This is a genomic window from Glacieibacterium frigidum (assembly GCF_007097155.1).
In the GTDB taxonomy this organism is placed as follows: domain Bacteria; phylum Pseudomonadota; class Alphaproteobacteria; order Sphingomonadales; family Sphingomonadaceae; genus Glacieibacterium; species Glacieibacterium frigidum.
Genome location: NZ_VJWA01000002.1, coordinates 206,730 through 228,137 on the forward strand (window position 1 = coordinate 206,730; position 21,408 = coordinate 228,137).

The following is a 21,408-nucleotide window of genomic DNA, read 5'->3' on the forward strand; positions in this document are numbered from 1 at the left end:
GACGCCCTCCCTATGAGCGGCGGCGGGCCACGGCGTCCCAACGCGCCGCGAGCTCTCTGTGAGGAGAGACTGATGACTGACCGTCCTACCGCGCGTCCTGCGCGTGCGCATTTTTCGTCCGGCCCCTGCGCCAAGCGGCCCGGATGGTCCGCCGCCGGACTCGCCACCGACAGCCTCGGCCGCTCGCATCGCTCGAAGATCGGCAAGGCGCGCCTGCAGCGTGCCATCGACCTGACGCGCGAGGTGCTGAAGGTCCCCGACACGCACCGCATCGGCATCGTCCCCGGCTCCGACACCGGCGCCTATGAGATGGCGATGTGGACGATGCTCGGCGCACGCCCGGTCACCATGCTGGCGTGGGAGAGCTTCGGCGAAGGCTGGGTGACCGACGCGGTCAAGCAATTGAAGCTCGACGCCACCGTCGTCACCGCGCCCTATGGCGAGTTGCCCGACCTGACGCGCGTGCCGCAGTCGGGCGACGTCTGCTTCACCGCCAACGGCACGACGTCGGGCGTCCGCATCCCCAACTACGACTGGATCCGCGACGACCGCGAGGGGCTGATGCTCGTCGACGCGACCAGCGCGGTGTTCGCGCAGGACGTCGACTGGGACAAGGTCGATGTGCTGACCTTCAGCTGGCAGAAGGCGCTGGGCGGCGAAGGCGGCCACGGCGTGCTGATCCTGGGTCCGCGCGCCGTCGAGCGGCTGGAAAGCTACACCCCGGCCTGGCCGCTGCCCAAGGTCTTCCGCCTCGTCTCGAAGGGCAAGCTGACCGAAGGCATCTTCGTCGGCGAGACGATCAACACGCCGTCGATGCTCGCGGTCGAGGATTGCATCGATGCACTCGAATGGGCGCAGTCGATCGGCGGTCTCGTCGAGATGCAGGCGCGCGCCGATGCCAATGCGCAGGCGCTCGACCGCTGGGTCCAGGCGACGCCGTGGGTCGAGCATCTCTGCGCCGACGCCGCGATCCGGTCGAACACCAGCGTCTGCCTGACGCTGCCGGGCGCCTCGCCCGAGGTCCCCAAGGCGATCGCATCACTGCTCGAGAAGGAGGGCGTCGCCTTCGACATCGGCGGCTACCGCGACGCACCGCCGGGCCTGCGAGTCTGGTGCGGATCGACGGTCGACGCCGCCGATATCGAAGCGCTGGGGCCGTGGCTCGACTGGGCGCACGCGCAGGTCACTGCGGGCTAAGTGCGTCATGCTGGCGAACGCCAGCACCCATCGCGCCGCCAACCCGACTCTCAGAAATTGCCCCACCGTGGGTGCTGGCGTTCGCCAGCATGACGAAGGAACACCGAAATGCCCAAAGTCCTCATCTCCGACCAGATGTCCCCCAAGGCCGCCGAAATCTTCCGCGCGCGCGGCGTCGAGGTCGACGAGATCACCGGCCTGTCGAAGGACGAGCTGATCAAGATCATCGGCAACTACGACGGCTTGGCGATCCGCTCGTCGACCAAGGCGACGAAGGAAATCATTGCCGCTGCGACCAACCTGAAGGTCATCGGACGCGCCGGCATCGGCGTCGATAACGTCGACATCCCCGCCGCAAGCGCCGCCGGCGTCGTCGTGATGAACACGCCGTTCGGCAATTCGATCACCACCGCCGAACACGCCATCGCGCTGATGTTCGCGCTGGCCCGCCAGCTGCCCGAGGCCGACGCCTCGACCCAGGCCGGCAAGTGGGAGAAGAACCGCTTCATGGGGGTCGAGCTGACCGCCAAGACACTGGGCCTGATCGGCGCCGGCAACATCGGGTCGATCGTCGCCGACCGCGCGCTCGGCCTGCGCATGAAGGTCATCGCCTACGACCCGTTCCTAACCGCCGAACGCGCCGCGACTTTGGGCATCGAGAAGGTGACCCTCGACGAGCTGCTGGCGCGCGCCGAGTTCATCACGCTCCACACGCCGCTGACCGATTCGACCCGCAACATCCTGTCGGCGGAGAATCTGGCCAAGACCAAGCCCGGCGTGCGCATCATCAACTGCGCCCGCGGCGGGCTGATCGACGAGGCGGCGCTCAAGGCGGGCCTCGATTCAGGTCACATCGGCGGCGCGGCGCTCGACGTCTTCGTCACTGAGCCCGCCAAGGAGTCGCCGCTGTTCGGCACGCCAAACTTCGTCTCGACCCCCCACCTCGGCGCGTCGACCGACGAGGCGCAGGTCAATGTCGCGATCCAGGTCGCCGAGCAGATGGCCGACTTCCTGCTCACGGGTGGCGTCACCAACGCGCTCAACGTGCCCTCGCTGTCGGCCGACGAAGCGCCGCGCCTGCGCCCCTACATGGCGCTCGCCGAAAAGCTCGGGAGCCTGATCGGCCAGCTCGTTACCGACGGCATGACCGGCGTGACCGTCGAAGTCGAGGGCGCAGCGGCCGAGCTCAACATCAAGCCGATAACCGCCGCGGTGCTCGCCGGGCTGATGCGCCCGCACTCCGACACGGTGAACATGGTCAACGCGCCCTATCTGGCGCGCGAGCGCAACATCGAGATCGCCGAAGTCCGTCACGAGCGTGAGACCGACTACCACACGCTCGTCCGCGTCACCGTCCGCACCCCCGACGGCGAGCGCTCGGTCGCCGGTACCTTGTTCGCCGGCCGCGAGCCGCGCCTCGTCGAGATCGTCGGCATCAGCATCGAGGCCGAGCTGAAGGGCGCGATGCTGTTCGTGGTCAATGAGGACAAGCCCGGCTTCATCGGCCGCATCGGCACGACGCTGGGCGAGGCGGGGGTCAACATCGGCACCTTCCACCTCGGCCGCCGCGACGCGGGGTCGGAGGCGGTGCTGCTGCTCTCGGTCGACGGCGCGATCCCCGATCCGCTGCTCGCCGCGGTCTGCGGCCTGCCCGGCGTCAAGACGGTGAAGGGGCTGATGTTCGCGTGACCGCGCTCCTCCCCGAGGGGCTGCGCGACCGGCTGCCGCCGCACGCCGAGGCGAACGCGAGCCTCGTCGCGACGCTGCTCGGCGTGATCGCGGGCCACGGCTACGACCGCGTCCAGCCACCGCTCGTCGAGTTCGAGGAGAGCCTGGCGGCGACCGTCGGCACGACAAAACGCGAGCTGCTGCGCTTCGTCGATCCCGTGACGCAGCGGACGCTCGCTCTGCGCTCGGACATCACCGGCCAGGTCGGGCGAATCGCCGCGACGCGCCTCGCGCACGTCCCGCGCCCGCTGCGGCTGAGCTATGCCGGCCCGGTGCTGCGCGTGAAGGGCGACCAGCTGACCCCCGAGCGCGAGCGGCTGCAGCTCGGTGCCGAGCTGATCGGCAGCGACAGCGTCGCCGCCGCCAGCGAAGTCCTGGGCGTCGCGGTCGAGGCGCTCGCCGCGACCGGCCTGACGGGTATCTCGATCGACCTGACGCTCCCCGACATCGTCGAGACGCTGGCGAGCCACGTCCTGCCGCAGGCGCGCATCGACCGGCTGAAGGCGCTGCTCGACATGAAGGATGCGGGCGCGATGACCGCCGAGGGGTTCGCCAGCTGGCTGCCGTTGACCGCCGCGACGGGACCGCTGGCGACCGCGCTGCCGGCTCTGCGCGCCTTCGACCATGCCGGGCTGCTCGCGTCGCGCCTCGACGGCATCGAGCAGGTCGCGGCGGCGCTGGGCGATGTCCGCGTCACCCTCGACCCGACCGAGCGCCACGGCTTCGAGTATCAGAGCTGGATCGGCTTCTCGATCTTCGCCGACGCCATCCGCGGCGAGGTCGGGCGCGGCGGCAGCTACCGCGTCGGGGACGGCGAGGCGGCGGTCGGCTTCTCGCTCTACGTCGACGGGCTCGTCGATGCCGGGCTGGGCGCGACCACCCGCCGCCGCGTCTGGCTGCCGCTCGGGACGCCCGTCGAAACCGCCGCTGCCTTGCGCGCGGATGGCTATGCGACGGTCGCTGCACTTGCCGCGAGCGACGCCTGCGAAGATTGTACGCACCGCTGGACCCCCGCAGGGGTCGTCGAGGAGGCTTGACCATGACCAGGACCGTCGCCGTGATCGTCGGCAGTGCCCGCACGGGCTCCTTCACCCGCCGCGTCGCCGACGCGCTGATCGCGCGCGCGCCTGCGGGCCTTGCCTGCGAGGTCGTGCCGATCGCCGACCTGCCGATGTACAACCAGGATCACGACGCCGCGCCGCCCGCCGAATGGGTGGCGTTCCGCGACCGTATCCGGCCGATGCACGGCGTGCTGTTCGCGACGCCCGAATACAACCGCTCGTTCCCGGCGCTGCTCAAGAACGCCATCGACATCGGCTCGCGCCCCTACGGCCATAGCGTCTGGGGCGGCAAGGCCGCCGCGGTGGTCAGCGTCACCCCCGGCGCGCTGGGCGGGGCTTTGTGCAACCACGCGGTGCGCCAGACGCTGGTCTTTCTCGACATGCCGGTGATGCAGCAGCCCGAGGCCTATATCGGCAATGTCGCGACGCTGTTCGGCGAGGACGGCGAGCCCGTCGACGCGACTGCCGAGTTCTTCACCAAGTTCATGAGCGCCTACGGCAAGTGGGTCGAGCGGCTGACGGCCTAGACGCCGTCGGCGTGAGGCTTTAGCTGCACTCGCGCAATTTTCTAGGATCAGCTGTTGGCCAACGTCGTCGTCATCGGGGCGCAATGGGGGGACGAGGGTAAGGGCAAGATCGTCGACTGGCTGTCGGCGCGCGCCGATGTCGTCGTGCGTTTCCAGGGCGGTCACAACGCCGGGCACACGCTCGTCGTCGGCGAGCAGGTCTACAAGCTCAGCCTGCTGCCCTCGGGCATCGTGCGCGGCGCGCTGTCGGTGATCGGCAACGGCGTCGTCTTCGATCCGTGGCACTTCAAGGCCGAAGTCGAGAAGATCCGCGCGCAGGGCGTCGAGATTAGTCCGGACAATTTGAAGGTCGCGGAGACCTGCCCGCTGATCCTGCCGCTGCATTCGGACCTCGACGGCGCACGCGAGGATGCGAGCGGCGCGGGCAAGATCGGTACGACACGGCGCGGTATCGGGCCCGCATACGAGGACAAGGCGGGGCGGCGTGCGCTGCGCGTCTGCGATCTCGCGCATCTCGACAAGGCGGGACCGCAGCTCGACCGGCTGCTCGCGCACCATGACGCTCTGCGCGTCGGCTTCGGGATCGCACCCGTCGACCGCGAGGCGCTGGTCGCGAGCCTCGCCGAGGTCGCGCCGTACGTGCTCCCCTATGCGGCACCGGTCTGGGCGGCGCTGGGCGACGCGCGGCGGGCAGGCAAACGCATCCTGTTCGAGGGCGCGCAGGGCGTGCTGCTCGATGTCGATCACGGTACCTACCCGTTCGTGACCTCGTCGAACGTCGTCGCGGGCACCGCGGCCGCGGGCAGCGGTATGGGGCCGGGCGCGATCCAGTACGTGCTCGGCATCGTCAAGGCGTACACGACGCGCGTCGGCGGCGGGCCCTTCCCGACCGAGCTCGACGATGCGATCGGGCAGCGACTGGGCGAGCGCGGCCGCGAATTCGGCACAGTGACGGGGCGCAAGCGGCGCTGCGGCTGGTTCGACGCCGTGCTGGTGCGCCAGGCGTGCCAGGTCTCGGGCGTCCACGGCATGGCGCTGACCAAGCTCGACGTGCTCGATGGCCTCGACGAGCTGCTGGTCTGCACGGGCTACCGGCTGGGCGGCCGGACGATCGATCATTTCCCCGCGCACGCTGCCGACCAGGCCGCGGTCGAGCCGATATACGAGGTCTTCGACGGCTGGCAGGAGTCGACCGCGGGTGCGCGCAGCTGGGCGCAGCTGCCGGCGGCCGCGATCAAGTACATCCGCCGGATCGAGGAATTGACGAACTGCCCGGTTGCGCTCGTCTCGACGTCACCCGAGCGCGACGACACGATCCTCGTGCGCGACCCGTTCCTCGACTAGCGGCGCTCGGCCATCCAGCCCGGGATGAGCAGCGCGTCGATCAGCCACCACAGCGCCAGCGCGCCCCAGACGATAAAGCCCAGGCCGAACCACCAGGTCAGCCAGCCGACGCCCTGCATCAACAGCATCAGCACACCCGAACCGACGCGCCCGGTGATGAAGCGGTGGCCGCCGAGCGTGCCGAGGAAGAACCAGACGACATAGACGACGACCGTCGAGACGACCGGCGGGCCGACTTCGTTGCTGCGGTAGCGGTCGATTGCCATCGGAAACTCCGTACTGTGTTACCCAGCTAATATAGTAAGCGCGTGGCGGCTTTCAAGCGCCGGGGTAACGATCGAAATCATGCAGGCCCGGCGCCGAGTTGGTCCACGACAGGCGCTCGGCGGCCTGGATGTTCGCCATCGGCGGGAAGGCCTCGGGGTCGTCGTAGGTCACGACCTGAATGTCGACGAGGCCCGGCAGCACAGTCTGGTTGCGGTAGTACAGCCCCGTGCCGCATTCGCCGCAGAAGCTGCGGAAGGCGTCGCCCGACGAGTTGACCGTCTTCGCCTCGCCCTGCGTGACCTTGAACTGTTCTTCCTTGAAGCCTCCCCAGGCGACCATCGGCGCGCCGCTGCTGCGCTGGCAGTCGCGGCAGTGGCATAATGTGACGTGCAGCGCATCGCCCTCGGTCTGGTATCGCACCGCGCCGCACTGGCACCCGCCCGATCGCTGCATCAGCTTTACTCCCTCAGCCGCATTGCGCCCGATGCTGCAATTTTGCGTCCGCGAGTACAAGCGCGACCATCGCCTCCATCACCGGCGCAGCGCGGATGCCGACGCACGGATCGTGGCGGCCCGGCGTCGCGATCTCGGCGGCCGCACCGCTGCGGTCGATCGTCTCGACCGGCGTCAGGATCGACGAGGTCGGCTTCAGCGCCATCCGCACCACCACCGGCTGGCCCGTCGAAATACCGCCCGCGGTGCCGCCGGCGTGGTTCGACAGGAACACCGGCCCGTCGGGCCCGGGGCGCATCGCATCGGCATTATCCTCGCCGCGCAGCCGGGCAGCGGCGAACCCGTCGCCGATCTCGACCCCCTTGACCGCGTTGATCGACATGCAGGCCGCCGCCAGATCGGCGTCGAGCTTGCCGTACACCGGGCTGCCCCACCCCGCCGGCACGCCGGTCGCGACGCATTCGACGACCGCACCGAGCGACGACCCCGCCTTGCGTGCGGCGTCAAGCAGGACTTCCCAGCGCGCTGCGGCGGCGGCATCGGGGCAGAAGAACGGGTTGGCGTCGATCTCGGCATCGTCGAACGTCTCGACCCGGTCGCCGCCGAGTTCGACGAGATAGGCGCGCACGCGCACCTCGGGGATCACCAGCCGCGCGACGCCGCCCGCCGCGACGCGCATCGCGGTCTCCCGCGCCGACGACCGCCCGCCACCGCGGGGGTCGCGGAAACCATACTTGGCGTCATAGGCATAGTCGGCGTGACCGGGACGGTACGCCTGCGCGACGCCCGCATAGTCCTTCGACCGCTGGTCGACATTGTCGATGTGCAGTGCGATCGGCGTGCCCGTGGTGCGGCCTTCGTAGACGCCCGACAGAATGCGGACCGTGTCGGGCTCCTGCCGCTGCGTCGTGAAGCGCGACGTGCCCGGCCGGCGCCGGTCGAGCCAGGGCTGGAGGTCAGCCTCGCCGAGCGTCAGTCCCGGCGGACAGCCGTCGACCACCGCGCCGATCGCGGGGCCGTGGCTCTCGCCCCATGTCGTGACCCGCAACAGCCGCCCGAAGCTGTTCAGGCTCATCAGTTGGTCGCGAGCAGCGCCACCGTGGCGATCGAGGTGAACAGCGTCCCGACGATCGTCGTGATGTCGCGCGCGATGTCGAGGGTAAACAGCGGGTCGATGTTCTTCGGCACGATGATCGTCGACCCCGGCGGGATCACGCCCTGCGCATTGCTGCGCGCCCAGCGTCCGCCCTTGAGCGGCTGCGACGTGCCGTTGGGCAGCACGACGAAGATGCGGTCGTCGTCGGCGGTGGACTGGGTGCCGCCGGTCTCGGCCAGGTAGTCCTTCGCCGACTTGCCGTTGATGAACTGCAGCGCACCGGGGTTGTTCACGTCGCCCAGCGCCAGCACGAAGTTCGGCCGCTTGGGCACATAGATCGCGTCGCCGCTCTCCAGCACCGTGTCGAGATCGGGGCGCACGGCGAGGACGCGCGGGTCGGCCTCGACGACGACGCGGCCCGGGGCCTCGACGGTGGTCAGCTGTTGGATAAGCCCCTGCGCCGCGAGCAACGAGTCGCCGCTGCCGGCACCGGTCTTGCGCGCCGACACCGCGAGCAACGAATTGGTCAGCTCGCGGCCCGTGCGGCGGAAGCCTTCCTGCTGCAGCTCCTTGACGCTGCGCCGCGTGAACACCGTGCCATAGGCATAGGCGAGCGGCGACAGGCCGCCCGCACGCGCCATCAGCTGCGACAGCGTCTCGCCCTTGCGGATCGAATACAGGCCGGGACGGCCGAACTCGCCGGTCAGCAGCACGCCGCCCGCCTCGTACTGCGGCTGCGCGGCGTTGAAGCGCAGATCGTCACCCGCGACGACGCGCGTCGTCGCCAGCGTCCGCCCGCCGATGTCGGTCGCCAGGCGCTGCTGCGTCGTCGTCTCGCCGCTGGCGCGGGTCACGTCGAGCGTCAGCGCCGTGGTGTTGCCCAGCAGGCCTTCGGCGGCACTGGCGATATCCTTCGCCGACGCACTGCCGGCGATCGGATAGGCGCCCGGACGGCGCACCGCGCCCGACACCGCGACGGCATTCTCGATCAGCACGGGGAGCAACTCGGGCTCCTCCTCGAACACCGCCGGGCAGACGCCGATGTCGCGCGCCAGCCGCGCCGACTGCGCCGTGCCATAGGGATCGTTGACCTCGTTGATTTCGTCGAACCGGTCTTGATCGACTTGGTCGCGCGCCGCTTCCTCGCCGGTACGCGCGGTGCGCACCGGACGACCGCGCGCCAGCCCGACCTGATCGGCACCGGTCCGCAGCGTCTCCTCGCCGCGCCGCGAACTGCCGACGCCGCCGGTAGCGGCGATGTCGCTCTGTCCGCCACGCTCGACGATGAAGCTGCCGCGCGTCACCGCGCTGAAGCGCGCCGACTGCGTGTCGCGCACCAGCGCCTCGAGCCGGTCGAGCGAGGTGCACTCGGGGAGCGAATTGGGCTGGCCCAGCACGATGCGGCGCACCGGCGTACGGTTCAGGAAGTCGATGTCGCTGCGCCCGAAGACGTACAGCCGGTCGTCGCTGCGCAGCGGCACGCCCGGCCGCTCGGTCAGCGCGGTCAGCAGGTTGACGGGCTCGAAGACGCGCGCTGCGGTGCCGGGATCGCGGCGCACCAGCACCGCCATCGGCAGATAGGTATCGAAACGCAGGTCGCGGATTTCGCCGAGCAAATCGCGCACCGTCGGCGCCTGGCCCAGCGAGCGCGGCCCCGGATTGGCGACGAAGCCGCGCAGCAGTACGCGCCCCGCGGCACCACCCGCGCTGCCGCCGGTCAGCTGTACCGCGTCGCCGGGGATCAGCGCCGAGCCGAGTGCCGCCGAGCGGACGAATTCCTCGCTGCCGTCGGCGGCGATGCGGCTGATCGCGATCTGGTTGCCGCGCGGGCGCAGCGCGCCGCCGGCATAATCGAGCAGCGCGGCGACCGACGTGCCGCGGCGGATTTCGTAGATGCCCGGGCGCGCGACATTGCCGGCGATCGCCACCGTGTCGCCGATAACGGGCACGATGATCCGGTCGCCGTCGCGCAAGGATACCGACGGCGGCGAGCCGATGCCGAGCAGGCCGTACAGGTCGACGGTAAAGCTGCCGCCCGCACGCACGACGCGGACGTTGCGCAACGAGCCGGTGCGGCGCACGCCGCCCGCCTGCGCCAGCGCCGCCGAGATATCGGCGAGCGAGGTCAACTGGAACTGGCCCGGCCGCTCGACTTCGCCGCCGACGAACACCGTCGCGGCGCGGACCGTGCCCAGGCTGACGTAGACGTCAGTGCCGAGCAGGGTACGGCGGGTGGCGGCTGCGAGATCGTTGCGCACGGCGCCCAGCGAGCGGCCCGCGGCGCGCACCGCCGGCAGGGTGCCGACGACGAGGCGCCCCTCGCGGTCGACGCGGACGGTGCGGCTGTCGTTGGTGGCGCCCTGGAATTGGATGACGATCTCGTCGCCCGGCCCAATGATATAGCTGTCGCTGACCGCGCCGGTCAGCGAACCCGCGCTGCCGGGCACCGACTGGAACAGCTCATAGCCGAACTGGCGCAGCGTCGGATCGGACAGTCGGTCGCGGAATTCGCGCTCGACGGGCGACGGGCGGTACAGGCGCTCGATCGCGGCGCGCGACTGAATGCGGCGGAGCTCCTGCTCCTCGGGCGTGTCGATACGGATGCCCTGCTGCTCGAGCGCCCGCAGGCCCTGGGCATTGTCACGCGCGCGGTCGAGCGGGCTGGCGGACGACTGGGGACCGAGCACGCTTGCGCCGTTCCCGCTGCCGAGTTGACCCTGCACCTGCGCGAGCACGCGAGGATCGATCGACTGGGCGTGCCCGACAGAAGGCAGTGCGACGAGCGCCAACAGCGCCGCGCGAGCCCGGAATATTATCATTGGTCGAGAACCCCGCATAGGTCGCGGGGTTTAGGATCAGCCACCCGCGTCGTCAATCGAACGCAGATCAGCGCGCCAGTGCAGCCTCGACCTGGGCATCGGCCGAGAGCAGCGTCGGACGCAGCGCCGCCGCATCGGCATTCGCCTCGACCAGCGCGCGATCGGCGTGGGCGAAGCGCTGGCCGATCGTACCCATACCCTGGGTGCCGATCGAGGGGACGACCCAGAGCACAGCCGCGAGGCCGAGCACCGTCATCACTGGAAGGGCGCGAACAGTCATAAAAAAGCGAGGCACCGTTGTTGAACCGGTTCCCGGCCTATTGCCGGGCCTATGTTGCTGTTGCGTGAACACATTGCGGTTCACGAGGTTGCATCGCTGTTCGCACCTGCACAATTAATGTCAACTGTTGCGGCTTTGCCCGCGGACGAGTGCTGCATAATCGGCGGCGAGCTGTTTTCCCATGCCGCCGACAGTGAAACGCCAGGGCCCGATCTCGGCGATCTGGGTCACTTCGGCGGCGCTGCCGGTCAGGAAGGCGGCCTCGAACGACGACATTTCCTCGGGCCAGATCGCGCGCTCGATGACCTCGATTCCCCGCGCCTTGGCCAGCCCGATCACCGTGCGGCGGGTGATGCCGTCGAGGAAGCAGTCGGGCGTCGGCGTGTGCAGGGCGCCGTCCTTGACGAAAAACAGGTTGGCGCCCGTCGCCTCGGCGACCTGGCCGCGCCAGTCGAGCATCAGCGCGTCGTCATAGCCCTTGTCGGCCGCCGCATGCTTAGACAGCGTGCAGATCATGTACAGGCCCGCCGCCTTCGACCGTGTCGGGGCGGTATAGGGTGCCGGGCGCCGCCACGAGGCGATGTCGAGGCGCAGCCCCTTGGCGAGCACCTCGTCGCCGAAATAGGCGCCCCAATGCCAGCAGGCGATCGCCAGGTGCGGCTTCGTCCGCTGCGCCGCGACGCCCATCTGCTCCGACCCGCGCCAAGCGATCGGGCGAACGTAGCAATCGGTGAAACCGTTGGCGGCAATAACCTCGTTGGTCGCGGCATTGATCTGCTCGAGGCTCCACGGGATCTCGAAGCCCAGCAGCCGCGCCGATTCGATCAGGCGCTGGCTGTGCTGCTCAAGCGCGAAGACCGTGCCGTTGTAGCAGCGCTGCCCCTCGAAAACCGCGCTCGCATAATGCATCGCGTGGGTCAGGATGTGGACATTCGCCTCGCGCCACGGGCGCAATGCGCCGTCGAACCAGATGAAGCCGTCGCGGTCGTCGTAGGTGGCTTCGATCACGATCCGTCCCCATATTTTTATGTCGCAGCGTCTGGTTCGCCTAACATTTTCGTGCGAAGTAGGTCAACATGGCTGACGCAAATTCGCACACCCAGGCCTCCCCGCTGTTCCTCCGTGAAGCCGAGATACGGCGCGGTGTCGAGCTGTTGTACTTCGGTTACGCCAACATGGTGCGCGGGGCCGACGGGGTGCTGGCGACACGCGGGCTGGGACGCGCGCACCACCGCGCGATGTACTTCATCGCGCGCCGTCCGGGCCTGCCGGTCAGCGACCTGCTGCGGTTGCTCGCGATCACCAAGCAGTCGCTGAGCCGCGTTCTCGGCGACCTGCAGACGATGCAGCTCGTCGCGGTCGCCGTTGGTGCGCGTGACCGGCGCCAGCGGCTGCTGACGCTGACGACCGAAGGTGCGGCGCTCGAGGCGGCGCTGTTCGAGGAGCTGCGGCGCGGCATGGCGGCGGCGTACACGGCGGCGGGCCAGGGTTCGGTCACGGGGTTCTGGGCGGTGCTGGCAGGCCTGATCCCACAGGCCGACCGGCCGCTCGTCGAGGCGCTTCAGGCGGGGCTCTGATTGGCCCAGCGCTCGGCGCGTTCGAGCGCGGTATCGAGCGCCTTCATCGTCGCTGCCAGGTCGGGATCGGTATCGTCGAGCCAGGTCCGCGACACATGCAGCACCAGCAGGGTCAGCGCCTTGACGCGCAGCGGCCCAAGCCAACCGCCGGTCTCGACCCCTGCCGCGTCGGCAATACGCGCCACCGACACGGGCAGCGTCGCGAGCATGAAGGCTGCAAGGCCGGGATCGCGCCGCGCGGCGTCGGCCAGGATGCGCACTGCCGCCTTGTGATCCTCGCCCGCGTCGAAGCGTGCCATCAGGATCGCGAACAGCCGGTCGCGGACGCTCGCGTCGCGGTCGCTGGCTGCGTCCGCCAGTGCAGCGGTGTCGAGGCGCGCCTGAAACCCACGCAGGGCGGTCCAGCGGTCGGGATAGGCGGCGGCGACTTCCGCCGTCGTCGCACCGCACAGCTCGGCGACGCCGTCGATGCGTGCCGCCATCCAGCCGTCCCGCGCGATCGCCGTCAGCCAGCCGTCGAGGATTTGATCGTGCGTCGCCATGCCCGATCCTACACCGCTTCGCCCAGTTCGCGCGAGCGGCGCGCTGCCGCAGCGACCGTCGCGGTCACCAGCGGCCCCAGCGCGGGCTGCAGCACCGCCAGGCCTGCCGCCGTCGTTCCGTTCGGGCTGGTCACGCTCTCCCGCAGCGCCGCCGGCGATGCCTCGCCCAACGCCGCGAGGTGCCCTGCCCCCGCGACGGTGCGCAGCGCCAGCTCGTCGGCGAGCGCCTGCGGCAGGCCCGCCGCCACTCCCGCCGCCGCCAACGCCTCGATCATCGCGAACACATAGGCTGGCCCCGACCCCGACACCGCGGTCACCGCATCGAACTGCGCCTCATCGTCGAGCCAAACGGTGGTGCCCGCCGCCGAGAAGAGCGCGTCGGCGGTGCCGTCGGCGCGCGGGCCGAACAGCGCGGTCACCCCCTGCCCGGCGCTCGCGGGCGTATTGGGCATTGTCCGGACAACTTGCCGCCCCCCGAACATTGCAGACAGCGTTGCGCTGGACACCCCGGCGACGATGGACACGATCAGCGTGTCCGGCCCGAGCCGAGCGATCAGCGGCGCGGCAGCCTCGGCAAGCATCTGCGGCTTGACCGCGACGACGAGCACGTCAGGCACCCCCTCGGGCGGCGTCGCGTCTGCCGCCACCCCCTCGGGCAGCGAGCGCGGCGCAGGGTCGATCACCGCGACCCGCGTCAGCCCCGCCTCCACCCAGCGCCGCAGCAGGGCGCCCCCCATGTTGCCGCAGCCGAGCAGCCAGACGGAGCCGATGTCGGGGAGCGGGCGAGGCGTGATCATCGCGCGAGTATCGGCTACAGTGCAGCCGACTGCCAGCAGCGATCCGGGGGGATGACATGGCCGAGACGAAGACGAAGCCAACGTCGGTCAGCGTCGACGACTTCATCGCGAGCGTCGAGAAGCCGGTGCGCCGCGCCGACGCCGCCACCCTGTGCGATCTGATGGCGCGCGTGACGGGCGAGACGCCGACGATGTGGGGGCCGACGATCATCGGCTTCGGCACCTATCACTACCGCTATGCCAGCGGCCACGAGGGCGACATGTGCCGCGTCGGCTTCTCGCCGCGCGCCGCGAACCTGGTGCTCTACGTCGGCAGCTTTCCCGAACTCGACTCGCTGCTCGGCCGCCTCGGGAAGTTCAAGGGTTCGAAGTCCTGCCTCTACGTCAACAAGCTTGCCGACATCGACCTCGCGGTTCTCGAAGACATAATCCGGCGCAGCTATGAGGCGGCCCGCTAGTTCCGCGCCCCCGGGCACTTCCGGCTCAGCGCGATGCCGCGCAGGAAACCGCGCCGGGCGAAGCCGGCGTCAATCGCGGCATTCAGGCGGCGCTGTGCCGGGCCGGCGCCCGAAATCTCGCGGACCAGGCCGCGGAACGGAATGAGCGCGTTGATGATCGTCTTGCCCCCGGCCTCGGCGAGGCGGCCTGCCTTGTTCTCGGGCTTGTCGCGGCCGACCGCGAAGTCGGGGCCGAGCGCCTCCGTCAGCGCAGCGGTCTCCTGTCCGATCTGCGCGCAGGTCTTGAGGCCGTCGAGATCATAGGGATTGTCCTGCGCACGCTCGAGAACCGGCGGGATCTTGATCTTTTCGGCGCCGACATCCTTGACGGGTTGGCTGATGATCTCGCCGCCGCGCTTCACGGTGTCGCCGAACTTGTCGGGCTGATCGCCTGGCTGCGCGGCGACGAGGAAAAGCATGAGACTCAGCATTGCGCCATTTTGCTTCGGCCAGCGCCGGAATGACAGAGGAAATCAAACAGCGCCCGGCGCGTCACCGCACCGCAACAGACGGCTTCACGCCGGTCAGCGGCAAGCGAAGGCGCGCACCGGGAAGGTCCCCATACCGGCGATCTTGGGCGGCACCGCGGTGAAAGACGCGCCCTGGTCGGGCACCGCCGCCAAATTGGTCAGATGCTCACAAACCGGGATGCCCGCGCCGAGTAGCGTCGTGTGGACGGGGCGCGAGCGTGTCCGCGTGTCATCGATATTGTGCGAATCGATGCCGACGATCGTCGCCCCTGCCTCGACCAGCCAGCGTGCCGCCGCCGCGGTCAGGAAGGGGTGGTTCTCAAAATAAGCCTCGGTCCGCCAGTGGCGATCCCAACCGGTATGGACGAGCACCGCGCGGCCGCGGCAGTCGAGGCCTTCGAACGCCGCGACGTCGACCGCGAGCCCCGTCTCGAACGACTGGCGCACCACCACCGCCGGCACTCCTGCCAGGCGCGACAGGTCGAGGCCCGCGAGGTCGGTGCCGTCGGCGAATCGGTGGAACGGGCTGTCGATATAGGTGCCGGTGTTGGCGACCATGTCGATCCGCCCGATCTGAAACGACGAGCCGTCGTCGTAGTTCACCGCAGACGCCGCGCGGCTCCAGTAATCGCAGATCGCCGGCCCGGGCAGGCCCTTGAAGGTCACCATGCCATCCTCGATGACATGGCTCAGGTCGATCAGCGCGCCGTCCGCATCCGCCATAGCGCATAGACCCCAATGAACAGCCAGATCACGTTGAGCGTCGCCGAGGGCAGCGCATGGTTGGCGACGCCGTTGACGATGAACCCCGCCGCCCCGACGATGTTGAGCAGCTGATAGGTGACCGACTTCGCGGCGATCTTCTCGAGCGACAGCAGCACATACGCCGACAGGATGAGCACCGCGCCCATCCACCCGACGACCTCGACGAACAGCGTCTCGGGGCTCAGGCCTCGCCTACCGTGTCGAGCAGCGCCGCCGCCATCGCGTCTGCCGGGGACTTGCCCGCCCACAGCACGAACTGGAACACCGGGTGATAGCGGTCGCACTCGTCGATCGCCGCCTCGACCAGCATCTCGGCCTGGCCGATGGTCAGGTCGATGTCCTCGTCCTCGTCCTGGCTGTCGAGCAGTGTGGCGTGGCGGAACAGGAGCGCGCCGTCAGCGGACCACATCTCGAAATGGCCGAGCCAAAGCTGCTCGTTGATCAGGCCCAGCGTCTCGTAGATCGCGGCGCGCTTGGCGTCGGGGACCTTGACGTCGGGCAGCGCGATCAGCTGGAGGACGCGCTCTTCCTCGCGCCACAGCGCGCGCAGCTCATAGGTCGTCCACTCGCCCGCGACGGTCGCGGTGATTTCCTCGTCGCCGGTGCGCTCGAAACTATGCCCGTGCAGGTTGAAATAATGCTCGAGCATGTCGATCGGCGCGGCGGGCGGCGCGGTGAACCCCAGATCGATGGCAGTCGTCATGGGCGGCTCCCCCTCAGCACAGGGCAACGCTGACGCGAGTTCGTGGCACGCGCAACCACGCGACTCGGCGCGCCTGCGCAATAACTGTGGATAAGCCTCACGCCGGGGGCACCGGTGCGGCGGACGCCTTCATCGCGGCGATTTCGGCGCGGAGCAGGTCGACTTCGGCACGCGCGTTGGCGGCCATCGCCTTGACCGCTTCGAACTCGTCACGGCTCACCATGTCGAGGCCGCCGACCGCCTCGCGCAGGCGAGCGCGGGTCGCGGTCTCGATCTCGCGGCCGATGCCGGCAAAGGTGCCCATCGCCGATGTCGCGACCTTCGACAGGTCGGCGAATACGCGGTTCTCGGTCTGCATCAGTTACGCTCCTGTGCCAGCACGGTCGGACCGCCGTGCGGATTATCCTGTAGGATCTGCCAGTTGAGCCCGCTCGCGAAGGTCAGCCAGATAAGGTACGGCACCATCAGCCATGCCGCGAGCCGGTTGACCCGCGCGAACGCGAACGTCGTCACCACGCTCGCCAGCCAGATGCAGCCGAGCAGCACCAGGCTCCACAGGATCTGGTGCTCACGGAAGAACAACGGAGCCCAGGCAAGGTTCATCGCCATCTGCGCCGCGAACAGCAGCAGCGCGATCGTCCGCCCCGGCACCTTCGTCGCCCAGACCAGACCGGCGGCGGAGGCGATCAGTGCGTAGAGAATGGCCCAGGCGATGCCGAACACCGGCCCCGGCGGCTGCAGCGCCGGCAGGGTCAGCGCCTCGTACCACGGATTGTTCTGCGCCGATCCGACGCGCGCCGACGCACCACCCAATAGTTCGAGCAGCGGCACGAGCACGATGATCGCGCGGAAAGCAGGGCCGCGAGCGGCTTTGGCAGGCATCGCGCCTCTCTACGCTATCGCTGCAGTGCCGCAAAGTGCACGCGATGCCCCAGCCGTACCCCCTACCCCAGCTGCGCGCGCAACATCCACGCGGTCTTCTCGTGGACCTGCATGCGCTGGGTCAGCAGGTCGGCGGTCGGCTCGTCGTGCGCCTCGTCGGCGGCCGGGAAGACGCCGCGCGCGGTGCGCACCACGGCCAGCTGGTCCTCGGCGAGCTGGCGGACCATCTCCTCGGCGGTCGGCACGCCGTCGGCTTCCTTGACGGTGGCGAGCTTGGCGTACTGCGAATAGCTGCCCGGTGCGGGCTCACCCAATGCGCGGATGCGTTCGGCGATCATGTCGACCGCCAGCGCGAGCTCGGTGTACTGTGTCTCGAACATCGTGTGCAGCGAGTTGAACTGCGGGCCGGTGACGTTCCAGTGGTAGTTATGGGTCTTCAGATACAGCGTGTAGGTGTCCGCCAGCAGGCGTGACAGGCCGTCGGCAATGGCGCGGCGCTGGTCGTCGGGAAAGCCGAAATCGGGGGCAGTTGCCATGGGTGTGCATCTCCTGTTGCGGAGACGTATCTAGGGTCTCGATGCCTCACGAAAAAGGGCCCCGGCGAACCGGGACCCTTCTGTCACATCAGCGCTGCAGGCTTAGCGGCACTGAATATTGTTGCGGTCGATCGAGCGACCCAGCACGCCGCCGCCGACGGCGCCGAGGATCGTGCCGAGCGTGTTCGACCCGCCCGACGTGATCGCGTTGCCGAGCACGCCGCCACCGATCGCGCCGATGATCAGGCCCGTCGTGCCGTCCGGGCGACGGCAATAATAGCGGTTGTCGCGGCCACGATAGATCCGGTCGCTCGCGCTCAGGCGGCGCGGCTGGTAGTAGCGGCCATCACGATAATACTGGTCGGCATAGTAGGCCGACTGGCCGCGGCCCGGACGGTTGTGATCGTAGTTGCGGAAGGTGCGCCAGTCGCGATTGTCCTGACGGTCGTTGCGCAGCTCGTTGCGCGCGTCGCGGACTTCGCGGCGCTCCTCGCGGACATCGCGGCGGTCGCCGTAACGCTGCGCGTCACGCAGTTCACGGCGCTCCTCGCGCAGATCCTGACGGCTGTCGCGGACCTCGGCACGGCTCTGTGCGGTCGCGGCGATCGGCATGGCGAGGATCGAAAGGGCAGAAACGCCCAGAGTGATGGTCTTGAACATAGGGTCCTCCAGATTTGACCTGGAAGTGTAACGGACCGTACCGATCAAGGGTCCATGAACCCAAAACAACATGGTGGGCGCGGCAGGGTTTGAACCTGCGACCCCTCGCGTGTGAAGCGAGTGCTCTACCACTGAGCTACGCGCCCGGGTGCCGGGAGGGGGCCGTCTATGCCGCACGGGCGCGGCTGTAAAGGCCGCCTAGCGCTGGCGCGCCTGCTGCGGCGTCTGCGAGGTTTCGCGTTCGGCCTCGGCGGCCCGCTTGCGCGCTGCCGCCGCGCTGCGCTCACGCGCCTGTTCGGCGCGCCTCAGCCGATCGCGGTAGATGGCCGTCTTGTCCTGCCGCTCGTAGCGCACCTGTTCGTTGATTGTGTTCACGCGGCCGCCCTGGGCCGCAGCACTGCCGCCGGTCGCCAGCAGTGTCAGCCCGATGACCAACCGCAAGCTCATCCAGCTTCCTAGTTGACCGCGTCCTTCAGCCCCTTGCCGACGCGGAACTTGGGCACGGCGCTGGCCTTGATGTCCATCGGCTCGCCGGTGCGCGGGTTGCGGCCCGTCGAGGCCTTGCGCCGCGTCACGACGAAGCTGCCGAAGCCGACGAGCCGCACTTCCTCGCCACCCGCCAGGCTGGCGGTGATCGCATCGAACACCGCCTCGACCGCACGGCCCGCGTCGCCGCGCGCCAGTCCGGTGCGCTCGGCGACGGCGCCGACGAGTTCCTGCTTGTTCATGCGTCGCCGCCCTCGCCCGCGCGTTAGCCCAAGCCGCACATAAGGCGCGGAATGCACCCCCCGGTCAATGCCGCAGCACGACCTCCGCGGCCGCCGGGTCGGGCACCACCGCGAGTTCGGCAGGCTCGACCCAGTCGATCGGGATCAGCGGCGTGACCAGCGCATATTCGAGAACCTGGTCGGCATGCGCGACGGGGATGATGCGCAGCCCTTCCTTGACGTTCGCCGGGATGTCGGCGAGGTCCTTCTCGTTCTCGGCCGGGATCAGCACCGTGGTGATGCCACCCCGCAGAGCCGCCAGCAGCTTCTCCTTCAAACCGCCGATCGGCAGCACGCGGCCACGCAGCGTGACCTCGCCGGTCATCGCGACGTCCTTGCGGACCGGGATGCCGGTCAGCGTCGAGACGATCGCCGTCACCATGCCGACGCCGGCGCTCGGCCCGTCCTTGGGCGTCGCGCCCTCGGGAACGTGGACGTGCAGGTCCTTCTTCTCGAAGATGCTCGGCTTGATGCCGTACTGCACCGAGCGCGCCTTGACGAACGACAGCGCGGCGGCGATCGATTCGGTCATCACGTCGCCCAACTTGCCGGTCGTCTTGATCAGCCCCTTGCCGGGTGCGGTGACCGCCTCGATGGTCAGCAGCTCGCCGCCGACCTCGGTCCACGCCAGGCCCGTCACCGCGCCGATCTGGTCATCGACCTCGCCGACGCCGAAGCGGTATTTCCGTACGCCCGCGAACTCGTGCAGATTGTCGCTGTCGACCGTGACCGTCGTCGCCTGCTTCTCGAGAATCCGCCGCAGCGACTTGCGCGCCAACTTCGCCAGTTCACGCTCGAGCGTGCGGACACCCGCCTCGCGCGTGTAATAGCGGATCAGGTCGCGCAGCGCCTCGTCGGTCACCGCGAACTCGTGCGGCTTCAGGCCGTGGTTCTCGTACTGCTTCGACAGCAGGTGGCGCTTGGCGATCTCGACCTTTTCGTCCTCGGTGTAACCCGACAGCGTGATGATCTCCATGCGGTCGAGCAGCGGCTGCGGCATGTTGAGGCTGTTCGCCGTGGTCACGAACATCACGTCCGAGAGATCATAATCGATCTCCAGATAATGGTCGTTGAACGCCTTGTTCTGCTCCGGATCGAGCACCTCGAGCAGCGCCGACGACGGGTCGCCGCGGAAATCCGCGCCGAGCTTGTCGATCTCGTCGAGCAGGAACAGCGGGTTGGACGTGCCCGCCTTCTTGAGGTTCTGAATCACCTTGCCCGGCAGCGAGCCGATGTACGTTCGGCGGTGGCCGCGGATCTCGGCCTCGTCGCGCATGCCGCCCAGCGACTGGCGCACGAACTCACGCCCCGTCGCCTTCGCGATCGAGCGGCCAAGCGAGGTCTTGCCGACGCCGGGTGGGCCGACGAGGCAGAGGATCGGGCCCTTCAGCTTGTTGGTCCGCACCTGGACACCGAGATATTCGATGATCCGGTCCTTGACCTTCTCCAGCCCGTAATGGTCGTCGTCGAGGATCTTCTGCGCGAGCGCGATGTCCTTCTTGACCTTGGAGCGCTTGCCCCACGGCAGGCCGAGCAGCACGTCCATATAGTTGCGCACGACGGTCGCTTCCGCCGACTGCGGCGCCATCGCCTTCAGCTTCTTGAGCTCGCTGATCGCGCGCTCGCGCGCCTCCTTGGGCAGGCGCGCGCCGGCGATCTTCTCCTCGATCTCGGTGATCTCGTCCTTGGCGTCCTCGCCCTCGCCCAGCTCGCGCTGGATCGCCTTCATCTGCTCGTTGAGATAATACTCGCGCTGCGTCTTCTCCATCTGGCGCTTGACGCGGCTGCGGATCTTCTTCTCGACCTGCATGACGCCCATCTCGCCTTCCATGAAGCCGAAGACGAGCTCGAGGCGCTTGGCGACGTCGGCCTCGCCCAAGATGGTCTGCTTGTCGGCGATCTTCAGGTTGAGGTTCGCCGCCACCGTGTCGGCAAAGCGGCCGGCGTCGTCGATCTGGCCGATCTGCACCGCGATCTCGGGCGCGGTCTTCTTGTTGAGCTTGACGTAGCCCTCGAACTGCTTCGCCGCCGAGCGCACCAGCGCCTCGATCTGCGTCGCATCGCCGAGCACGTCCTCGACCGCCTCGATCTCGGCCGACAGGTAATCGGCACCGGCATCGAGCGAAGTCAGCCGCGCGCGCGACTGCCCCTCGACGAGCACCTTGACCGTGCCGTCGGGCAGCTTCAGCAGCTGCAGCACCGTCGCGACGGTGCCGATGTCGTACAGTTCGTCGGCCTGCGGATCCTCGTCGCCGGGGTTCTTCTGGCTGAGCAGGAAGACGGTCTTGTCGCCGTGCATCACGGCTTCGAGCGCCTTCACCGACTTGTCGCGCCCGACGAACAGCGGCACGATCATCTGCGGGAAAACCACGATGTCGCGCAGCGGCAGGACGGGCAGGGTCTGGGTATCGGTCATTCGAGAAATACTCCCACGCCCGAA

General features: G+C 68.9%; 26 protein-coding genes and 1 tRNA gene. 7 read left to right on the forward strand and 20 right to left on the reverse strand.

All coding sequences use genetic code 11. The annotated features are described in order from the left end of the window. Positions 1–72 precede the first annotated feature (72 nt). The 5 genes from FMM06_RS10515 to FMM06_RS10535 all read left to right on the forward strand — a co-directional run bounded on the left by FMM06_RS10515 (position 73) and on the right by FMM06_RS10535 (position 5,857). Positions 73–1,197: a phosphoserine transaminase gene (locus FMM06_RS10515; RefSeq protein ID WP_144237355.1), complete on the forward strand. Its 1,125-nt coding sequence runs from the start codon at positions 73–75 to the stop codon at positions 1,195–1,197. 108 nt (positions 1,198–1,305) lie between these two features. Beyond that, on the forward strand, positions 1,306–2,886 hold the full coding sequence (serA, locus tag FMM06_RS10520) for a phosphoglycerate dehydrogenase (RefSeq protein WP_144237356.1): 1,581 nt from the start codon (positions 1,306–1,308) through the stop codon (positions 2,884–2,886). After that, complete coding sequence (locus tag FMM06_RS10525) at positions 2,883–3,962, forward strand: ATP phosphoribosyltransferase regulatory subunit (RefSeq protein WP_144237357.1); 1,080 nt, start codon at positions 2,883–2,885, stop codon at positions 3,960–3,962. Before serA ends, FMM06_RS10525 begins: the two co-directional genes overlap by 4 nt. 2 nt (positions 3,963–3,964) lie before the next feature. Then, entirely contained in the window at positions 3,965–4,513 is a 549-nt protein-coding gene (locus FMM06_RS10530; protein ID WP_328591553.1) for an NADPH-dependent FMN reductase, read from the forward strand. Between the two features lie 54 nt (positions 4,514–4,567). Beyond that, the gene (locus FMM06_RS10535; protein WP_144237359.1) at positions 4,568–5,857 is read left to right on the forward strand and encodes an adenylosuccinate synthase; all 1,290 of its coding nucleotides are present in this window, start codon (positions 4,568–4,570) and stop codon (positions 5,855–5,857) included. Here FMM06_RS10535 and FMM06_RS10540 read toward each other — a convergent pair. From FMM06_RS10540 to FMM06_RS10565, 6 genes are all read right to left on the reverse strand, one after another. Then, positions 5,854–6,123, reverse strand: coding sequence for an NINE protein (locus FMM06_RS10540; RefSeq protein ID WP_144237360.1), 270 nt, complete (start codon positions 6,121–6,123; stop codon positions 5,854–5,856). The genes FMM06_RS10535 and FMM06_RS10540 overlap by 4 nt on opposite strands. 52 nt (positions 6,124–6,175) lie before the next feature. Further along, positions 6,176–6,577 carry a GFA family protein gene (locus FMM06_RS10545; RefSeq protein ID WP_144237361.1) on the reverse strand — a complete coding sequence of 134 codons (402 nt, stop codon included), beginning with the start codon at positions 6,575–6,577 and terminating at the stop codon, positions 6,176–6,178. Between the two features lie 13 nt (positions 6,578–6,590). After that, positions 6,591–7,652 (reverse strand): chorismate synthase, encoded by a 1,062-nt coding sequence (gene aroC, locus FMM06_RS10550; RefSeq protein WP_144237362.1) that lies wholly within the window; start codon positions 7,650–7,652, stop codon positions 6,591–6,593. Then, positions 7,652–10,462, reverse strand: a complete 2,811-nt coding sequence (locus tag FMM06_RS10555) for an SLBB domain-containing protein (RefSeq protein WP_185965148.1) — start codon at positions 10,460–10,462, stop codon at positions 7,652–7,654. Before FMM06_RS10555 ends, aroC begins: the two co-directional genes overlap by 1 nt. A 97-nt stretch (positions 10,463–10,559) precedes the next feature. After that, positions 10,560–10,748 (reverse strand): hypothetical protein, encoded by a 189-nt coding sequence (locus tag FMM06_RS10560; RefSeq protein ID WP_144237364.1) that lies wholly within the window; start codon positions 10,746–10,748, stop codon positions 10,560–10,562. Between the two features lie 144 nt (positions 10,749–10,892). Further along, complete coding sequence (locus FMM06_RS10565; protein ID WP_185965149.1) at positions 10,893–11,780, reverse strand: branched-chain amino acid aminotransferase; 888 nt, start codon at positions 11,778–11,780, stop codon at positions 10,893–10,895. A gap of 68 nt (positions 11,781–11,848) precedes the next feature. Here FMM06_RS10565 and FMM06_RS10570 point away from each other — a divergent pair, with 68 nt between their 5' ends. Further along, positions 11,849–12,349 carry a MarR family transcriptional regulator gene (locus FMM06_RS10570; protein WP_144237366.1) on the forward strand — a complete coding sequence of 167 codons (501 nt, stop codon included), beginning with the start codon at positions 11,849–11,851 and terminating at the stop codon, positions 12,347–12,349. Here FMM06_RS10570 and FMM06_RS10575 read toward each other — a convergent pair. Continuing rightward, on the reverse strand, positions 12,334–12,891 hold the full coding sequence (locus tag FMM06_RS10575) for a hypothetical protein (RefSeq protein ID WP_144237367.1): 558 nt from the start codon (positions 12,889–12,891) through the stop codon (positions 12,334–12,336). The genes FMM06_RS10570 and FMM06_RS10575 overlap by 16 nt on opposite strands. Positions 12,892–12,899: 8 nt before the next feature. Then, positions 12,900–13,688, reverse strand: coding sequence for a pyrroline-5-carboxylate reductase (gene proC / locus FMM06_RS10580; protein ID WP_144237368.1), 789 nt, complete (start codon positions 13,686–13,688; stop codon positions 12,900–12,902). Between the two features lie 56 nt (positions 13,689–13,744). Between proC and FMM06_RS10585 the strand changes: the two genes are divergently transcribed. Then, on the forward strand, positions 13,745–14,146 hold the full coding sequence (locus FMM06_RS10585; protein WP_144237369.1) for a DUF1801 domain-containing protein: 402 nt from the start codon (positions 13,745–13,747) through the stop codon (positions 14,144–14,146). On the opposite strand, the gene FMM06_RS10590 is transcribed toward FMM06_RS10585, so the two are convergent. The 12 genes from FMM06_RS10590 to lon all read right to left on the reverse strand — a co-directional run bounded on the left by FMM06_RS10590 (position 14,143) and on the right by lon (position 21,384). Further along, positions 14,143–14,616, reverse strand: coding sequence for a hypothetical protein (locus FMM06_RS10590; RefSeq protein WP_144237370.1), 474 nt, complete (start codon positions 14,614–14,616; stop codon positions 14,143–14,145). The genes FMM06_RS10585 and FMM06_RS10590 overlap by 4 nt on opposite strands. 93 nt (positions 14,617–14,709) lie before the next feature. After that, positions 14,710–15,378, reverse strand: a complete 669-nt coding sequence (locus FMM06_RS10595) for a cyclase family protein (protein ID WP_144237371.1) — start codon at positions 15,376–15,378, stop codon at positions 14,710–14,712. Further along, positions 15,354–15,566 (reverse strand): CBU_0592 family membrane protein, encoded by a 213-nt coding sequence (locus tag FMM06_RS10600; RefSeq protein WP_144237372.1) that lies wholly within the window; start codon positions 15,564–15,566, stop codon positions 15,354–15,356. The genes FMM06_RS10595 and FMM06_RS10600 overlap by 25 nt, the downstream gene beginning before the upstream one ends. Positions 15,567–15,601: 35 nt before the next feature. Then, positions 15,602–16,123 (reverse strand): type III secretion system chaperone family protein, encoded by a 522-nt coding sequence (locus FMM06_RS10605; RefSeq protein WP_144237373.1) that lies wholly within the window; start codon positions 16,121–16,123, stop codon positions 15,602–15,604. A 97-nt stretch (positions 16,124–16,220) separates the two neighbouring features. Further along, a complete protein-coding gene (locus FMM06_RS10610; protein WP_144237374.1) occupies positions 16,221–16,481 on the reverse strand; it encodes an accessory factor UbiK family protein in 261 nt (86 codons plus the stop codon). After that, entirely contained in the window at positions 16,481–17,005 is a 525-nt protein-coding gene (locus FMM06_RS10615; protein ID WP_144237375.1) for a TspO/MBR family protein, read from the reverse strand. The genes FMM06_RS10610 and FMM06_RS10615 overlap by 1 nt, the downstream gene beginning before the upstream one ends. A 62-nt stretch (positions 17,006–17,067) precedes the next feature. Next, positions 17,068–17,541, reverse strand: a complete 474-nt coding sequence (locus tag FMM06_RS10620) for a Dps family protein (protein WP_144237376.1) — start codon at positions 17,539–17,541, stop codon at positions 17,068–17,070. A 102-nt stretch (positions 17,542–17,643) separates the two neighbouring features. Beyond that, positions 17,644–18,201, reverse strand: coding sequence for a glycine zipper 2TM domain-containing protein (locus tag FMM06_RS10625; RefSeq protein ID WP_185965150.1), 558 nt, complete (start codon positions 18,199–18,201; stop codon positions 17,644–17,646). A 71-nt stretch (positions 18,202–18,272) separates the two neighbouring features. Beyond that, positions 18,273–18,347, reverse strand: a tRNA-Val gene (locus FMM06_RS10630). Between the two features lie 52 nt (positions 18,348–18,399). Beyond that, a complete protein-coding gene (locus FMM06_RS10635; protein ID WP_144237378.1) occupies positions 18,400–18,648 on the reverse strand; it encodes a hypothetical protein in 249 nt (82 codons plus the stop codon). Positions 18,649–18,656: 8 nt separating this feature from the next. Next, positions 18,657–18,929, reverse strand: a complete 273-nt coding sequence (locus tag FMM06_RS10640) for an HU family DNA-binding protein (protein ID WP_144237379.1) — start codon at positions 18,927–18,929, stop codon at positions 18,657–18,659. Positions 18,930–18,993: 64 nt separating this feature from the next. After that, positions 18,994–21,384 carry an endopeptidase La gene (gene lon / locus FMM06_RS10645; RefSeq protein WP_144237380.1) on the reverse strand — a complete coding sequence of 797 codons (2,391 nt, stop codon included), beginning with the start codon at positions 21,382–21,384 and terminating at the stop codon, positions 18,994–18,996. Positions 21,385–21,408 lie beyond the last annotated feature (24 nt).

Bases quoted from the DNA above. Each gene is read 5' to 3' on its own strand.
- FMM06_RS10515 (WP_144237355.1), top strand. From the start codon at position 73: ATGACTGACCGTCCTACCGCGCGTCCTGCGCGTGCGCATTTTTCGTCC.
- serA (WP_144237356.1), top strand. From the start codon at position 1,306: ATGCCCAAAGTCCTCATCTCCGACCAGATGTCCCCCAAGGCCGCCGAA.
- FMM06_RS10530 (WP_328591553.1), top strand. From the start codon at position 3,965: ATGACCAGGACCGTCGCCGTGATCGTCGGCAGTGCCCGCACGGGCTCC.
- FMM06_RS10540 (WP_144237360.1), bottom strand. From the start codon at position 6,123: ATGGCAATCGACCGCTACCGCAGCAACGAAGTCGGCCCGCCGGTCGTC.
- FMM06_RS10545 (WP_144237361.1), bottom strand. From the start codon at position 6,577: ATGCAGCGATCGGGCGGGTGCCAGTGCGGCGCGGTGCGATACCAGACC.
- aroC (WP_144237362.1), bottom strand. From the start codon at position 7,652: ATGAGCCTGAACAGCTTCGGGCGGCTGTTGCGGGTCACGACATGGGGC.
- FMM06_RS10560 (WP_144237364.1), bottom strand. From the start codon at position 10,748: ATGACGGTGCTCGGCCTCGCGGCTGTGCTCTGGGTCGTCCCCTCGATC.
- FMM06_RS10570 (WP_144237366.1), top strand. From the start codon at position 11,849: ATGGCTGACGCAAATTCGCACACCCAGGCCTCCCCGCTGTTCCTCCGT.
- FMM06_RS10575 (WP_144237367.1), bottom strand. From the start codon at position 12,891: ATGGCGACGCACGATCAAATCCTCGACGGCTGGCTGACGGCGATCGCG.
- proC (WP_144237368.1), bottom strand. From the start codon at position 13,688: ATGATCACGCCTCGCCCGCTCCCCGACATCGGCTCCGTCTGGCTGCTC.
- FMM06_RS10585 (WP_144237369.1), top strand. From the start codon at position 13,745: ATGGCCGAGACGAAGACGAAGCCAACGTCGGTCAGCGTCGACGACTTC.
- FMM06_RS10590 (WP_144237370.1), bottom strand. From the start codon at position 14,616: ATGCTGAGTCTCATGCTTTTCCTCGTCGCCGCGCAGCCAGGCGATCAG.
- FMM06_RS10595 (WP_144237371.1), bottom strand. From the start codon at position 15,378: ATGGCGGATGCGGACGGCGCGCTGATCGACCTGAGCCATGTCATCGAG.
- FMM06_RS10600 (WP_144237372.1), bottom strand. From the start codon at position 15,566: ATGGGCGCGGTGCTCATCCTGTCGGCGTATGTGCTGCTGTCGCTCGAG.
- FMM06_RS10605 (WP_144237373.1), bottom strand. From the start codon at position 16,123: ATGACGACTGCCATCGATCTGGGGTTCACCGCGCCGCCCGCCGCGCCG.
- FMM06_RS10610 (WP_144237374.1), bottom strand. From the start codon at position 16,481: ATGCAGACCGAGAACCGCGTATTCGCCGACCTGTCGAAGGTCGCGACA.
- FMM06_RS10615 (WP_144237375.1), bottom strand. From the start codon at position 17,005: ATGCCTGCCAAAGCCGCTCGCGGCCCTGCTTTCCGCGCGATCATCGTG.
- FMM06_RS10620 (WP_144237376.1), bottom strand. From the start codon at position 17,541: ATGGCAACTGCCCCCGATTTCGGCTTTCCCGACGACCAGCGCCGCGCC.
- FMM06_RS10625 (WP_185965150.1), bottom strand. From the start codon at position 18,201: ATGTTCAAGACCATCACTCTGGGCGTTTCTGCCCTTTCGATCCTCGCC.
- FMM06_RS10635 (WP_144237378.1), bottom strand. From the start codon at position 18,648: ATGAGCTTGCGGTTGGTCATCGGGCTGACACTGCTGGCGACCGGCGGC.
- FMM06_RS10640 (WP_144237379.1), bottom strand. From the start codon at position 18,929: ATGAACAAGCAGGAACTCGTCGGCGCCGTCGCCGAGCGCACCGGACTG.
- lon (WP_144237380.1), bottom strand. From the start codon at position 21,384: ATGACCGATACCCAGACCCTGCCCGTCCTGCCGCTGCGCGACATCGTG.